Here is a 13030-nt window from a genome sequence, read left to right as displayed (position 1 = left end):
AGAAGCCGCATAGCATATAAATTAAGGCGTCATATCGTGAAGGTTAAAATCGTTTGTGCCCTGGTTTCTTTAAACCTGATGGGAAGTGCTGCACGCGCAGAAAACGATTTGCAATTTAATCCGGCATTTCTTAATGGTGAAGGATCTAATATTGCCGATCTTTCCTGGGTAAATGCAGGAGGAGAATTACCTCCGGGTGAATACAATATTAATGTTTACGTAAATAACAATTATGCGTTCACCGGCAATATTACGTTTACTGTCGATAAAGAGAATGCGAACTCCGAGCCAGCGCCGTGCGTAACGCCGGAACAAATGGCCGCGATGGGCATTGATACGGCACAGGCTCAGGGCGGCACAATGCCGCTGACCCAAAAATGTGTTTTTTTGAATCATTATTTTCCGGGCACGCAGATTGATTTCGACCAGAAAACGCTGACCGTCAATATCTCGGTTCCGCAACGTTTCATGCTGAATTTACCGCGTGGCTACGTCAGCCCGCAAAGCTGGGAATCGGGGATTACGTCGGCCTGGTTTAATTACGTCATCAACGGTGCGAATAACCAGTATCAGGGCGAAAGCAGCGCCGACCGCGAGCAGCTGTTTGCCAGCCTGAACAGCGGCGTGAATCTGGGGGCGTGGCGTCTGCGTGACTTCACCACCTGGACCAAAGAAAACAACGAACTGACGCACGTTCAGACCTGGCTGCAACGCGATCTGCCTGCCCTGCGCGCGCAGTTTTATGCGGGTGAAACGTATACGTCGGCGCAGATTTTTGATTCCGTCGGCCTGCGCGGTGTGGCGCTCAGCACCGACGACAACATGCTGCCCGCCAGCCTGAGCGGCTACGCGCCGGACATCCGCGGGATTGCACGCAGCAACGCGACGGTCACGGTGCGTCAGAACGGCAATATTATTTATCAGACGTCGGTTTCTGCCGGTGAGTTTGTTTTAAAAGATTTGTACCCGACGGCCTCCGGCGGCGATCTTTCTGTGACGATCACCGAAAATGACGGCAGCAAAACACAGTATTCCGTGCCCTTTGCCAGCGTGCCGAATCTGGTGCGCGCCGGGCAGTTTAAATATTCGCTGGGTGCCGGGAAATTCCGTCCGGTCTCCAATCAGGATTCACCGGCGTTTATGCAGGGCGAAATGTTTCTGGGCTGGAAATACGGTCTGACGTTCTACGGCGGCACGCAGTTATCGCAGAATTATACCGGGGTGGCGCTGGGCGTCGGGCAGAACATGGGGAGTTTCGGCGCGTACTCGCTGGACTTGATCCACGCCCGCAGCACGCTGGCGGACGGTAACAGTTACAACGGCGACTCCGTGCGTGTGCGTTACAGCAAGCTGATCAACGACGTCGGCACCCGCCTGAATTTCTACTCATGGCGCTTCTCGACTGAAGGGTTTTATACCCTCAGCGATACTGCCTACAAAGGCATGAGCGGCGGGCGCTCCACGCAGGTGACGGAAAGCGACGGCACGATCACTACCAGCTACGAAAACGTGTACGACCTGCGGATGTCCCGTAAATCGAAAAACCAGCTGCTGCTGTCTCAGCCGATGGAAAATCTGGGATCCGTGTCGCTGTCCTGGGATCAGCAGACGTACTGGAACACGTCGAAATCGACGCAGGGCGTCCAGTTTTCCTGGAACAATACGTTCAAAAATGTTTCGGTCGGAGTGAATTTCCAGCGCAGCACCAGCCTGTACGACAATCAGAAAGACAACATTGTGTCGCTGTCATTGTCGGTGCCGCTGGGTAATCCGTCGTTCTCAACGCGGGCACGCTACAGCGCCACGCAATCTGATTCCAACGGCGCGACCCACAGCGTCGGGCTGAGCGGTTACGTACCCGGCAAAGACAATTTGTATTACAGCGTGAACCAGCGTTACAGCAAACAGCAGCAATACGGCGGCGATACCGCGCTGCAATATCAGGGCCAATGGGGCGATTACAATCTCGGCTACAGCTACTCCGCCAATTCACGCAATCTCAGCTACGGCATGAGCGGCGGCGCGGTGTTGCATGAAGATGGCCTGACGTTAAGCCAGCCGCTGGGCAACACCAATATTCTGGTGAAAGCGCCCGGCGCGGCAAATGTCGAAGTCAGAAATCATAAAGGGATTAAAACCGACAGCCGCGGCTATGCGGTTATCCCTTACGCCACGCCTTACCGCGTTAATCGCGTGGTGCTGGATGTGACGACGGCGGGCAATAACGTCGAGCTGGATAACGCGGTGATCAACGCCACACCGACCGACGGCGCGCTGGTTCGGGCGACCATTCCGACCCGCGTCGGCCTGAAAGCCATGTTGGTTATCCGCAATAAAAACGGCGTTCTGCCTTTCGGCACCGTGGTGTCGCTGATGGATGCCAAAAACGACAGCAGCAGTATTGTCGGCGATAACGGCAGTCTGTATTTGTCCGGTTTGCCGGAAAGCGGTTCAGTCAGAGCCGTCTGGGGAACCGGTAATGGCAAAGCCTGTACGGCGAAATATCAGCTGAACAAGCGCGATTACAACGCGCAAACCGGCCTTTATTCACAGGAGGTGATATGCCAGTAATTTTACGTTTAGCCGCGTTCGCCCTGATTAGCGGGCTGATTGCCACGCCGGTCAGCGCCTATGATGTGCTGGTGTCAGTGACCGGATCGCTCTACGGCAATACCTGCACGGTGTCGGTGGATTCAAAAGAAATCACCGTGCCACTGGGCACCATCGCCACACGCCAGTTCGGCGAAAGCGGCGCAGTCAGCAACGTGAAGACGCCGTTTTCCATCAATCTGGAAGACTGCGGGCCGACGTTCTCCGGCGTCAAAATCTCGTTTACCGGCACACCGGATACTCACAATCCGGAGCTTTTAAAAACCGAAGACAATGGTGCAACCGGCGTGGCCGTGCAGTTGCTGGATAACCGCAGCGTTGCCATCCCGCTCGGGACATCCACCGAAGCCTACGGCAGCGCGGGCGCGGAGTCAGTGCAGATGAAATTTTTCGCCCGTCTGGCGGCAAACGGTGAAGCCGTCAATCCCGGCAGTGTTTCTGCCGTAGCAACCTGGGTAATGGAGTACCAATAATGCGTTTATTTCTGATTTTTCTTGTAGGGATGTGCTCTGTGGCAGACGCGTGCGCGGCGGACTGGAGATCTGATATCACGCTTTCGCCACAACCGATGAGCTTCTCCGGCCCGGCGGATTCCGTCGTGCCGGGTAAAATTATCGGCTCGACGTGGAGCGCGACGGCCAGCGTCGAGGAAGTGGTCTGGTGCGGCCTTGTGTGGACCTGCCAGACCGGCACCATGGAGCCCGGCAGCGGCATGATTTCCACAGGAATGACCGTGACCGTCGATGGTGCCAGCTACACCGTTTTCGAAACCGGCGTTCAGGGCGTGGGCTTTATTCTTGGCCTGAAAGATTACAACGGCACCACTTATATGCCGTTGCAGAGTGCGCAGACGCAGACCTATCCGGCGACGGGAACCAGCGGATACGCCACGAAGTTAGGCTGGTCAGCAAAGGTCACGTTTGTGAAAACCAGCCAGACGCTGGCGACCGGTGTTTACACCACCTCCACCCTGAATGCGGCGCTGCTGACGGTCAAAAATAATGAGACGGTCACTGCAAAAGTCATCATCAACCCGACGACGATCACGGTCAGCGCCACCGGCTGTACCGTGCTGACAAAAACCGCCAATGTCGATCTCGGCGCGGTGGATGTGCGCTCTTTGACTTCGGTCGGCAGCACATCGCCGTCGGGCGGCTTTAACATTTCGCTGTCGTGTGACCAGCAGGTGTCGGTTAACGCGACAATCAGCGACCAGACTTCTCCCGCGAATTTCTCTTCTGCGGTATCGCTGACGGCGGATTCAACCGCTTCCGGGGTTGGCGTGCAGTTTCTGTATAACGGAACGCCGGTCATGCTCGGCAGGGACAGTTCGGCCTCCGGCGCACTGAATCAGTTCTTTATTCAGACCACCACGTCGGCGCAGACGCTGTCTCTGCCCTTCCAGGCACGGTATATCCGTATGGGGGATTTAGTCCCCGGCACCGCCAACGCACTGGCCGGGATTACCTTCTCCTATCAGTAAGTAAGCGCTTACAACGTATCCAATAAAAAAGGCTTTCCTCTTTCGGGGAAAGCCTTTCTGACACAAAAGCCACTGACCTAGCGGTGATCGTGGCGGTACAACTCCCATTCGTCGATGTACCGGCCATCAGGGAACACGCAATCTGCCCTGATGCCATGCGGCGTTTCGACATTCACCGATCTGCCGCCTCGTTCATGGCAATACACCGCCGCCGGATTGGCCATTCCGGTCTGATGTCTTTGCGGTTCGTGGTGTGGATACACACAGCCTGACAGGGCTGCAACCATGACGATGAATAAGAGTTTTTTCATTCTGAGCCTTCGTGAAAAGAGTAAGACAACGCGGAGATTTTATTCCCCTACGCTTTTCGATATCTACTCATGGTTTCCTAAAAATGCGCCTCGTTTGGCCTGCGTTTTAATTAACAGCGGAACATTGATCGGGCTTATCGCTGAGGGCGATTTTTGCGTATAAACTTTGCCGGTCGTTTCACTTCCGGTTAATCACTATGTCATTGTCGCCGTTTGTTCATCGGGTTCCCGTCAGCTTTTTCGGGATGGTTCTGGGCGTATTCGGGCTGGGCAGCGCCTGGCGCTATGCCGCCACGCTGGGATTGGGGCCCGCCTGGCTGGGTGAAACACTCATTTTTGCCGGAAGCCTTATCTGGCTGACGCTGGCGCTGGTTTACGCCGGTCGCTGTCTGACCAAACCGAAAGCCGTGCGCGAAGAGTTTCTCAATAACAACCAGTTCAGCTTCATCAGTTTGCTGCCCGCAGGCGGCGTGCTGGTGTCGATAGGATTGCATCCGTATAACCTGATGCTGGCAAATACGCTGATGATCGCCGGTGCCGCCGGACAACTGATTTTTTCCGCATGGCGCTGCGCCCCGCTCTGGCGCGGCGAATTTGCCGCAGAGGCCACCACGCCAGGATTTTATCTGCCCACGGTTGCCGCCAACTTTATCTGCGCCATGGCTTTTGGCACGGCCGGACATCAGGATATCGGCGCGCTGTTTCTCGGCGCAGGGCTGATTTCATGGCTGACGCTGGAACCGGCGATCATCCACCGGCTGCGCACGCAGACAGAACTTTCCGGCCCGGCACGTGGCGTGATTGGTGTCCAGCTCGCACCGGCTTTTGTCGCCTGTTATGCGTGGCTGTGCGTGAATGGCAATCATTTTGATATGTTCGCCCTGCTGTTGCTCGGCTACGGCTTGCTGCAACTTTTATTCATGCTCCGGCTGGTGCGGTGGTTTTTTGCAGGCGGATTCAGCCCGTCGATGTGGGCCTTTTCGTTCGGCCTTTCGGCGATGGCGAACGCCTCTCTGCGACTGGCACACAGCCGGCAAGTTATCGATATGCAGGTGTTGTCGTGGATTTTATTTTCGCTGGCGAATCTGCTGCTGGCCGGACTTATCGTAAAAACGCTGTGGCTGCTGGTGAGCGGCAGATTATTGCCGACGAAATAAGGCAGCCCGCAAAGGCATGACACATTAAAAAAAGCCGAAGAGATCACATAACCGCAAAAAAATCGTGGCTATGATTATTTGACTTAAATCGACTGTAACTGGCAGGGAGGTGGGGATGGAAAGGTACCAAAATCGGGGAGGTAATTCGGGTATCGTCGCTTTCATAACATCGGAAGATTCAATTACGGTTAAGTTTAAAGATGGCTGGCATTACATTTATAACTCCATTCGCCCCGGTCTGGCAGATGTGGACCGCATGAAAGCGATGGCGAAAGCAGGCAGCGGCCTTCATGGCTTTATCAACCGCAAAATCCGCAATAACTATTTCCATAAATTCCACTAAACCGCAGACATGAAAAAGGCGGCAAACGCCGCCTCTTCTGCATACTGCTTTGACATCTTATTTGTACAGTTCTGCTGTACCGTGCATCTGGTTATTACCGGAAGCACCAATGATGCGGTATGAACTTGCACCAGCCTGTTCAGCTTTGGCATTCAGTTGTGATTGCAGGCCAGGCAGTGAGCCGTAAGTTGATGCGCTGACCACACCCAGACTCTGCTGACCGGCAGGTGCGGACTGAACTTCAGTTGCAGCCAGAGTAGAGAATGAAGCGGTAGCGATTGTCAGAGCAGCGAGTGTCATTGCGATGGTTTTCATGATGTTAATTCCTGTTCGTTAATTTGGTTTGGGATGCCTTCTTCAGGAACCCCAGTTTCTGGTCAACGTTATTTATTAATTAACGTTCGATAAGTAAATACTAATGGCTGATGAGGCTTTGTGCAAGACATTTATTTAATGAGCATTAACTAAATGTGCGATCGCGTTCTGAAACAAGCAGGAAGGGAGAAACAGGAAGGAAGATGGTAGAGATTTTGTCCGTAGCTTGCTTTACTGATCCTGCTTACTTATTCGCATAACTAATCACTATCCCTTTATAAATCCATAAAACATATGAATTTTCTATGGCACGAACGGCCTTGTGGAAGGGCTTTTTACGCGCTTATTTTGAGCTTCTGATTTCTTTTTTGTCGTATAAAAAAACATGGTGTCTAACGAAGAGTTCCTCCAGTGGTACTGCGAGCGATTCAATACGCCCAGCGTATTCTTCAATAAGCGATGGCCCGTCACAATTGATACCGGTCTTTCTACCGGTAAATACGTCTGGGCAAGCGAAACAGGCGGAGACACCATGAATGAGTATTTTGAGAAATACGATGTAGCGCCTTCAGGGTTTGATTTCTACAGATACTGGCCTGTTGAAACTTTCATACTCTTTGGGCTGTGTACCTGTGGGAATGATGACGATGAACCGCAACCGCTCAAACTCAAAATGCTGGCTGAATCGGCTCGTGCGTGAAAGTGGCTTTACGATTAAGTGAGCGAAGAATCAAATAGTCGCAATGTCCTGCAATAAAAATACTAAGCTTCCGGGTTAAATTCATATGAAAACATTCACCGCAATATTGTCACTCGCCCTTCTAACAGGAACAGTTCACGCAGAAGTCTGCACTCAGAATGAAGCCACAGCAGCAGATTTAGCCATCGATAATCTGAGTACCTGGAAAGCTATTTACGATAATTACACCGCTTACAAACAGTGTGATGACGGAAGTATTGCGGAAGGAAATTCAGAAGCAATTGCCAGAATGTTCGCAGATAAATGGAAGGAGACCGGGAAGCTACAATCGCTGATTGATCGAGATCCCACATTTGAGGAATACGTTCTGAGGCATATTGATTCAACCCTTGATACGGATGACCTGACTCAGATTGCCAAATTGTCGTCCCACTCTTGCCCGACCAGAAACAAACCGTTTTGCAGTAAACTTTTCGCTGCGGTTCAGGCTGTGGAAAAACAGGATTAACAGAAGGCTAAAAACGGCAGAGATTTTATCTGCCGTTTGAAAACCACTTAACGTTTATTCGGCGCACGAACCGGTCGTGAAATCAAATTACCCTGCTGGTCAAAATAACGACTCGGCCAGATTGTATGTGGCAATACACCAATAGCCCGACAAATAATAATTTCACCTTTCGGCCAGGGTCTGGAAAGTGCGTTGGAAAGCGTGGATGAACTCAGCCCCGCTGCGCGTGAAACCGCTGCCAGCGTGGTGCCTTTCTTGCGAAGTGCTGCGATGATGTCGGCGGGATGCCAGTCGTTGGAAGTATTCATGGATTGCTCCTTCAGATAGTTACTCACTACCACAGGAGCTGCGAAACCCATTGGTGGTAGCCCAGACGAGGTTCGCAGTACCGGTTCTGAAGGCTACCGGCCAGCCCGAGGGCTGCCCCGCCTGAGCCACCATTGAGATATTGCGTGCAGCAAGAGGCCGCATTTTCAATAGTTGCGTCAAAGCGACGGCACTCTCAACATGAGGTGCCGCCTTCAGATTACACGAGCTGCGAAACTCGGCTGCGGATTTGGCCACAGCGGGTGCATTATATAGGAAATCCCTAAAGCTGACCAAGTAAGTCGTTGAAGTTGCGAGATGGGTTCCAAGAAGTTTTTATGGAGGAAATACTTATTATCTGCAGGTTTAAAATTATTATAATTCATCTAAATCATTAATTCCAAAATGGAACTCTAATCCTCGGTAGAATTTTTTTAAATTTTCATCCTTATCAGGTGTTGTAAGACCGCAATTAAAGAAACCGATGCAGCCAGATAAAATAGCCTTAGCTACAAGTTGGCTATATACACTCCTATTTATAGATTCAGAAGTTCGGTAAATGGATAAATTTCCATGGACTATATCCGATCGTAAGTCATACATTTCCTGAGAGACATTAATCCACTTATCAAACTCACCGTGATAAACAGCGACTAGAGCTGCAACTCTATTCCTAAAGTTACGCGAGGTAATCCCGCTATTTTTCTCAGAAGTCAAACTAACAAGTCTTTCCATTGCAGCAGTTAATTTTACTATACAAAAAGCTTCATCTTTATCATTCAAGGCACTATTAAACGTATAAATAGAGTCAATCAACCTATCTGCAATAACCCTTTCACTAGAGGGATCCAATGCTATACTAATCAACGTTGATAAAACATTACCAATTTCGGATTTAAAGTCTTCTTGAAATTTACCCCAAAAAATATTGCTCCATAATATTCTCCCCCGACTTGAAAAGTTGTAATCAAAATTACCGCCATCAATTTCCTTGAAATAAAATCCATCATATTTTGGTTGAGGGTTGAATGATAAAGATACAAAATCATGAGAAATACCGTAATGTTCGCTGAAAAGTTGAAGAATTCCCATGATAAAATCAGCAATATTTTTAGCTACTTTTTCTCTCAAAAAATTAGATCTTTTAGTGACAATAACTTTTAAAAAGTGGTCGTAAGCGTATTTATTACTTTCACAAAAAGAAATAGCATTATCGATTATATATTTTTCATGCAGAATGTTAGCTCTATCAAAAATAGATTTTTTAGTGCAAATCTTAGCGTTTCCAATGTTTAGATCCCCTTCTAAACCTAATGCTAAAATCGGGAAATAGAAAATTTCAGCATCCATTTTCTTAAATGACTTTTTAATGGCTTTATCGATTAATTTTGAGTAAGATCTGTTTTCGTCAACAACTTCATTGTTAAGTATTAACAAATAAAACTCTTCGCGTAAAAATGCAGAAAGCTCTCCAAGAGTAATATGGTTAGCTAAACGATTTGAATTTATTTGCCTTCTTGATATTTCTAAAAATTTATCATAAGCCTTATATGATAATTTAAGTTGAGGGTAACTCTTTGTTCTATCTCTAATATAAACATTCTCTGGCACATCAATAATCATGCCAATACTGCCAAATTTCCCATCATACTCTTTATTGAACTCATCAATAAAAATCCCTTGGGATAAATTTTCTTGAATTCGCAGACATTCAGAATAAATGAATTTAAAGTCAACTATATCTTGTTTGGTTGCACCCATTAAAACCAACCTTGGTAAATATAATTACTAACTAAATTTAATTGATATGTAAGATACTATAACTACATTAAGAACTAATACCAGTAATTTTCTTATGAGAAGTCATATGAGCTTGACATGCCAAATTAACTGAGAGAATCAGAGATTTTTCATTAAAAAAATAGCAACTCTACCCACTGAGCTATATCGGCTTTTGGAGGGATTGCCGAGGCTACGGGGTAACAACTTATTCCTTGCCGACGGAGTCCGTCAAGATTCTGGCAGGACGGTTGCTGAGATCTTTATCACCCTGCGCACGTTATGGCTATTGTGTTTTTTTGACGTGAAAAAGCGAGATGAGAACAGCCATACATCGCCGGAGCGTGGAGTATTAACGTTTTGATATTTTTGGGATTGGATCTGGAAAATGGTGCCGACTACCGGAATCGAACTGGTGACCTACTGATTACAAGTCAGTTGCTCTACCTACTGAGCTAAGTCGGCTTTTTGGAGTGTTACCGGGGGACTACGGGGTGCTAAATTAGTGAAATCTGACGCTGCCGTCAAGCCCCTGAAAGTGCGTTTGCTGCTTTTCTCATCAAATGACGCAGAATAGGAAATTTCTACCGGTTTCATAGGCTTGAAACCGGTAGAAAAAGGGTCACGGACGTACTAAATCATCGCCGTAACCAATCCATTTATAGGTCGTCAGGGCTTCTAATCCCATCGGGCCGCGGGCGTGCAGTTTTTGGGTACTGACCGCCACTTCTGCGCCTAAACCGAACTGTCCGCCATCGGTGAAACGGGTGCTGGCGTTGACGTAGACCGCCGAGGAATCGACTTCACGCACGAAACGGTCAGCCGAGCTGATGGAACGGGTGAGGATCGCATCTGAATGTTCGGTGCCGTAGGTGCGGATATGCGCCACGGCGGCGTCCAGATCGGCGACGACGGTGACGTTCAGATCCAGCGACAACCACTCATCCTGATAATCTTCTTCAGTCACGGCCAGCACTTTCGCCGGGCCATTTTGCAGATGCGGCATGGCAGATTCACTGGCATGAAGCGTTACGCCCGCGCGTTGCATACGGCCACTCAGCTCCGGCAGGAAACGTTCTGCAATCGCCTGATGCACCAGCACGGTTTCGAGGCTGTTACAGGCGCTCGGACGCTGGACTTTCGCGCTTTCAATCACGGTCAGCGCTTTGTCGAAATCCACGCTTTCATCCACAAACGTATGACACACGCCGATACCGCCGGTGATCACCGGAATGGTGGACTGTTCGCGGCACAGTTTGTGCAGCGCCGCGCCACCGCGTGGGATCAGCATGTCGACGTATTTATCCAGACGCAGCAGTTCCGCCACCAGCGCGCGATCCGGGCTGTCGATGGCCTGAACGGCGGCTTTTGGCAGGCCACATTCTTCCAGCGCCAGCTGGATCACTTTGACTGTCGCCTGGTTGGTGTGATGCGTTTCTTTCCCGCCGCGCAGGATAACCGCGTTGCCCGTTTTCAGGCACAGGCTGGCGACGTCGATGGTGACGTTCGGACGCGCTTCATAAATCACGCCAATCACGCCCAGCGGGACGCGGCGGCGTTCGAGACGCAAACCGCTGTCCTGCTGAGAACCGTCAATCACCTGCCCGACCGGATCGCTCAGGCGGCAAACATCGCGCACGTCGCTGGCAATAGCGGATAAACGCGCGGGCGTCAGCAACAGGCGATCCAGTAACGCTTCGCTCATGCCGCTTTCGCGTGCAGCGGCCATATCCAGTTCGTTGGCAAGAATAATGCTCTGGCTGTTGGCCTCGAGCATGTCAGCCATCAGCATCAGCGCATGGTTTTTCTGCGCGGTGCTGAGGGTGGAGAGCTGCCAAGACGCGGCTTTCGCGGCCTTGCCCATCTCGTTAAGCATGTGTAACTCCTTAACTGACAATCATATCGTCACGGTGAACGGCAACCGGGCCGTATTCGTAACCGAGAATTTCGCTGATCTGCTGAGAGTGATGTCCCGCAATCATGCGCATCGCATCGCTGTTATAGCGGCTGACGCCGTGCGCGAGGTCACGCCCGTTAAGATTGCGGATGCGGATCACTTCGCCACGCGAGAAATCGCCTTTTACTTCGCGGATCCCTTTTGGCAGCAGGGAACTGCCGCGTTCCATCATGGCGGAAACCGCGCCGTCGTCGATGGTGATTTCACCGGCTGGCGGTGCGCCGAAAATCCAGCGTTTACGGTTCTCAAGCGGGGTTTCCATCGCGTGGAAACGTGTGCCGACGGAAATGCCGTTAATCACATCGCCAATCACGCCCGGTAAATTACCTGCGGCGATAATCGTGTCGACACCCGCACGGCACGCGACGTCTGCGGCTTGCAGTTTTGTCGCCATCCCGCCCGTTCCGAGGCCGGAAACGCTGTCGCCCGCTACGCCACGCAGTTCATCATCAATGGTCATGACTTCGCGGATCAGTTCGGCTTCAGGATTGGTACGCGGATCGGCAGTAAACAGGCCGCGCTGATCGGTCAGCAGCAGCAGTTTATCAGCACCGGCCAGAATCGCGGCCAGCGCCGAGAGATTGTCGTTATCGCCGACTTTAATCTCTGCGGTGGCGACGGCATCGTTCTCATTGATCACCGGCACGATATGGTTATCGAGCAACGCGTGCATCGTGTCGCGGGCATTCAGGAAACGCTCGCGATCTTCCATATCGGCACGGGTCAGCAACATCTGACCAATGTGGATGCCGTAAATCGAAAACAATTGCTCCCAGAGCTGAATTAAACGGCTTTGCCCGACGGCAGCCAGCAGCTGTTTGGAAGCAATGGTGGCGGGGAGTTCGGGGTAGCCAAGATGTTCACGCCCGGCGGCAATCGCGCCCGACGTTACAATCACAATCCGGTGCCCTGCCGCATGTTGTTGCGCGCACTGGCGGACAAGCTCAACAATGTGAGCACGGTTGAGGCGGCGTGAACCGCCAGTGAGCACGCTGGTGCCCAGTTTTACAACCAGTGTCTGACTGCCACTCATTAGTCTTTCCATTAAGGTGAAATAAGAAATGCTTCGTTGTCTTTGTAACAGGGGAGAAGCGTTATGCCAACCGGCATAACGCTATAATAGCAGCATTCAGTATGGGAATGGGTAGTACAGAAGGCGTCAGGCGGAGAGCTTCACCGGTTCTTCGCTGAAATCATCAGCGGGTTCCAGTTTGAGCGACATCTCTTCGATCATCGTGTTGAGTTTTTTGTGGAACCCTTTCAGGGTGGTCTCAAGTTTCTCACGCACTTCAGCATCTTTAATGTTTTGCGCTTTCCAGATCCCGTCTTTATCGAACAAACCGAACTGATAAACATAGGTAAAACGTTCGGCTTCGGCCTGCAACTCTATCCACCAGCCCCAGAACTCACGCTTTTCTGGCGCAGGCTTCACGTTCACACACACCGCTAAGCAGTCAAAGAAAAAGCGGTCGTTCTCGCATTTCCCTTCTCTAATGTACGGCCCGAGTGTACCGAAACGTTTCATTAGCCTGCTTTTAGGATGACCACTTGGTAACGTCAT

At 50.7% G+C, this 13030-nt stretch carries 15 protein-coding genes and 1 tRNA gene; 7 read left to right on the top strand and 9 right to left on the bottom strand.

From position 1 onward, the window contains the following. The first annotated feature begins 36 nt into the window (after window positions 1–36). Genes BV494_RS00145 through BV494_RS00135 form a run of 3 tightly spaced genes read left to right on the top strand, consistent with a single transcriptional unit; the run spans window position 37 to window position 4093 of the window. Window positions 37–2571 carry a fimbria/pilus outer membrane usher protein gene (locus BV494_RS00145; protein ID WP_104921014.1) on the top strand — a complete coding sequence of 845 codons (2535 nt, stop codon included), beginning with the start codon at window positions 37–39 and terminating at the stop codon, window positions 2569–2571. Continuing rightward, window positions 2562–3083: a fimbrial protein gene (locus tag BV494_RS00140; protein ID WP_104921013.1), complete on the top strand. Its 522-nt coding sequence runs from the start codon at window positions 2562–2564 to the stop codon at window positions 3081–3083. Before BV494_RS00145 ends, BV494_RS00140 begins: the two co-directional genes overlap by 10 nt. Before the next feature lie 29 nt (window positions 3084–3112). Then, entirely contained in the window at window positions 3113–4093 is a 981-nt protein-coding gene (locus BV494_RS00135) for a fimbrial protein (protein WP_439958395.1), read from the top strand. A gap of 77 nt (window positions 4094–4170) precedes the next feature. Here BV494_RS00135 and BV494_RS00130 read toward each other — a convergent pair whose 3' ends face one another. Further along, window positions 4171–4404: a putative hemolysin gene (locus tag BV494_RS00130; protein ID WP_104921011.1), complete on the bottom strand. Its 234-nt coding sequence runs from the start codon at window positions 4402–4404 to the stop codon at window positions 4171–4173. A gap of 197 nt (window positions 4405–4601) precedes the next feature. Between BV494_RS00130 and tehA the strand changes: the two genes are divergently transcribed. After that, on the top strand, window positions 4602–5561 hold the full coding sequence (gene tehA, locus BV494_RS00125; protein ID WP_104921010.1) for a dicarboxylate transporter/tellurite-resistance protein TehA: 960 nt from the start codon (window positions 4602–4604) through the stop codon (window positions 5559–5561). A gap of 115 nt (window positions 5562–5676) precedes the next feature. Further along, on the top strand, window positions 5677–5904 hold the full coding sequence (locus tag BV494_RS00120; RefSeq protein ID WP_104921009.1) for a hypothetical protein: 228 nt from the start codon (window positions 5677–5679) through the stop codon (window positions 5902–5904). 57 nt (window positions 5905–5961) lie between these two features. On the opposite strand, the gene bhsA is transcribed toward BV494_RS00120, so the two are convergent. Then, on the bottom strand, window positions 5962–6219 hold the full coding sequence (bhsA, locus tag BV494_RS00115) for a multiple stress resistance protein BhsA (protein ID WP_104921008.1): 258 nt from the start codon (window positions 6217–6219) through the stop codon (window positions 5962–5964). A gap of 385 nt (window positions 6220–6604) precedes the next feature. Here bhsA and BV494_RS00110 point away from each other — a divergent pair, with 385 nt between their 5' ends. Beyond that, window positions 6605–6919 carry a DUF1493 family protein gene (locus tag BV494_RS00110; protein ID WP_104921007.1) on the top strand — a complete coding sequence of 105 codons (315 nt, stop codon included), beginning with the start codon at window positions 6605–6607 and terminating at the stop codon, window positions 6917–6919. An 85-nt stretch (window positions 6920–7004) separates the two neighbouring features. Further along, on the top strand, window positions 7005–7427 hold the full coding sequence (locus tag BV494_RS25645; protein ID WP_192938048.1) for a hypothetical protein: 423 nt from the start codon (window positions 7005–7007) through the stop codon (window positions 7425–7427). Between the two features lie 47 nt (window positions 7428–7474). On the opposite strand, the gene BV494_RS00100 is transcribed toward BV494_RS25645, so the two are convergent. The 7 genes from BV494_RS00100 to crl all read right to left on the bottom strand — a co-directional run bounded on the left by BV494_RS00100 (window position 7475) and on the right by crl (window position 13030). Further along, the gene (locus BV494_RS00100; RefSeq protein WP_104921006.1) at window positions 7475–7735 is read right to left on the bottom strand and encodes a helix-turn-helix domain-containing protein; all 261 of its coding nucleotides are present in this window, start codon (window positions 7733–7735) and stop codon (window positions 7475–7477) included. Window positions 7736–7754: 19 nt separating this feature from the next. Beyond that, window positions 7755–8030, bottom strand: a complete 276-nt coding sequence (locus tag BV494_RS00095) for an ash family protein (protein ID WP_104921005.1) — start codon at window positions 8028–8030, stop codon at window positions 7755–7757. A gap of 78 nt (window positions 8031–8108) precedes the next feature. Then, entirely contained in the window at window positions 8109–9494 is a 1386-nt protein-coding gene (locus tag BV494_RS00090; protein ID WP_104921004.1) for a HEPN domain-containing protein, read from the bottom strand. A gap of 407 nt (window positions 9495–9901) precedes the next feature. Continuing rightward, window positions 9902–9977: transfer RNA gene (locus tag BV494_RS00085), tRNA-Thr, on the bottom strand. Window positions 9978–10134: 157 nt separating this feature from the next. Beyond that, window positions 10135–11388 carry a glutamate-5-semialdehyde dehydrogenase gene (gene proA, locus BV494_RS00080; RefSeq protein WP_104921003.1) on the bottom strand — a complete coding sequence of 418 codons (1254 nt, stop codon included), beginning with the start codon at window positions 11386–11388 and terminating at the stop codon, window positions 10135–10137. Window positions 11389–11398: 10 nt separating this feature from the next. Continuing rightward, window positions 11399–12502: a glutamate 5-kinase gene (gene proB / locus BV494_RS00075; protein WP_104921002.1), complete on the bottom strand. Its 1104-nt coding sequence runs from the start codon at window positions 12500–12502 to the stop codon at window positions 11399–11401. Between the two features lie 126 nt (window positions 12503–12628). Then, window positions 12629–13030 (bottom strand): sigma factor-binding protein Crl, encoded by a 402-nt coding sequence (gene crl, locus BV494_RS00070; protein WP_104921001.1) that lies wholly within the window; start codon window positions 13028–13030, stop codon window positions 12629–12631.

It is taken from the genome of Rahnella sikkimica (assembly GCF_002951615.1).
GTDB classification, from domain to species: Bacteria; Pseudomonadota; Gammaproteobacteria; order Enterobacterales; family Enterobacteriaceae; genus Rahnella; species Rahnella sikkimica.
This window is presented reverse-complemented; position numbering and strand designations above follow the sequence as displayed.

What these genes read in the sequence shown, in the direction of transcription:
- BV494_RS25645 (WP_192938048.1), top strand. Translation starts at nt 7,005, where the DNA reads ATGAAAACATTCACCGCAATATTGTCACTCGCCCTTCTAACAGGAACA.
- BV494_RS00130 (WP_104921011.1), bottom strand. Translation starts at nt 4,404, where the DNA reads ATGAAAAAACTCTTATTCATCGTCATGGTTGCAGCCCTGTCAGGCTGT.
- proA (WP_104921003.1), bottom strand. Translation starts at nt 11,388, where the DNA reads ATGCTTAACGAGATGGGCAAGGCCGCGAAAGCCGCGTCTTGGCAGCTC.
- BV494_RS00135 (WP_439958395.1), top strand. Translation starts at nt 3,113, where the DNA reads ATGTGCTCTGTGGCAGACGCGTGCGCGGCGGACTGGAGATCTGATATC.
- BV494_RS00090 (WP_104921004.1), bottom strand. Translation starts at nt 9,494, where the DNA reads ATGGGTGCAACCAAACAAGATATAGTTGACTTTAAATTCATTTATTCT.
- BV494_RS00140 (WP_104921013.1), top strand. Translation starts at nt 2,562, where the DNA reads ATGCCAGTAATTTTACGTTTAGCCGCGTTCGCCCTGATTAGCGGGCTG.
- tehA (WP_104921010.1), top strand. Translation starts at nt 4,602, where the DNA reads ATGTCATTGTCGCCGTTTGTTCATCGGGTTCCCGTCAGCTTTTTCGGG.
- proB (WP_104921002.1), bottom strand. Translation starts at nt 12,502, where the DNA reads ATGAGTGGCAGTCAGACACTGGTTGTAAAACTGGGCACCAGCGTGCTC.
- crl (WP_104921001.1), bottom strand. Translation starts at nt 13,030, where the DNA reads ATGACGTTACCAAGTGGTCATCCTAAAAGCAGGCTAATGAAACGTTTC.
- BV494_RS00120 (WP_104921009.1), top strand. Translation starts at nt 5,677, where the DNA reads ATGGAAAGGTACCAAAATCGGGGAGGTAATTCGGGTATCGTCGCTTTC.
- BV494_RS00100 (WP_104921006.1), bottom strand. Translation starts at nt 7,735, where the DNA reads ATGAATACTTCCAACGACTGGCATCCCGCCGACATCATCGCAGCACTT.
- BV494_RS00110 (WP_104921007.1), top strand. Translation starts at nt 6,605, where the DNA reads ATGGTGTCTAACGAAGAGTTCCTCCAGTGGTACTGCGAGCGATTCAAT.
- bhsA (WP_104921008.1), bottom strand. Translation starts at nt 6,219, where the DNA reads ATGAAAACCATCGCAATGACACTCGCTGCTCTGACAATCGCTACCGCT.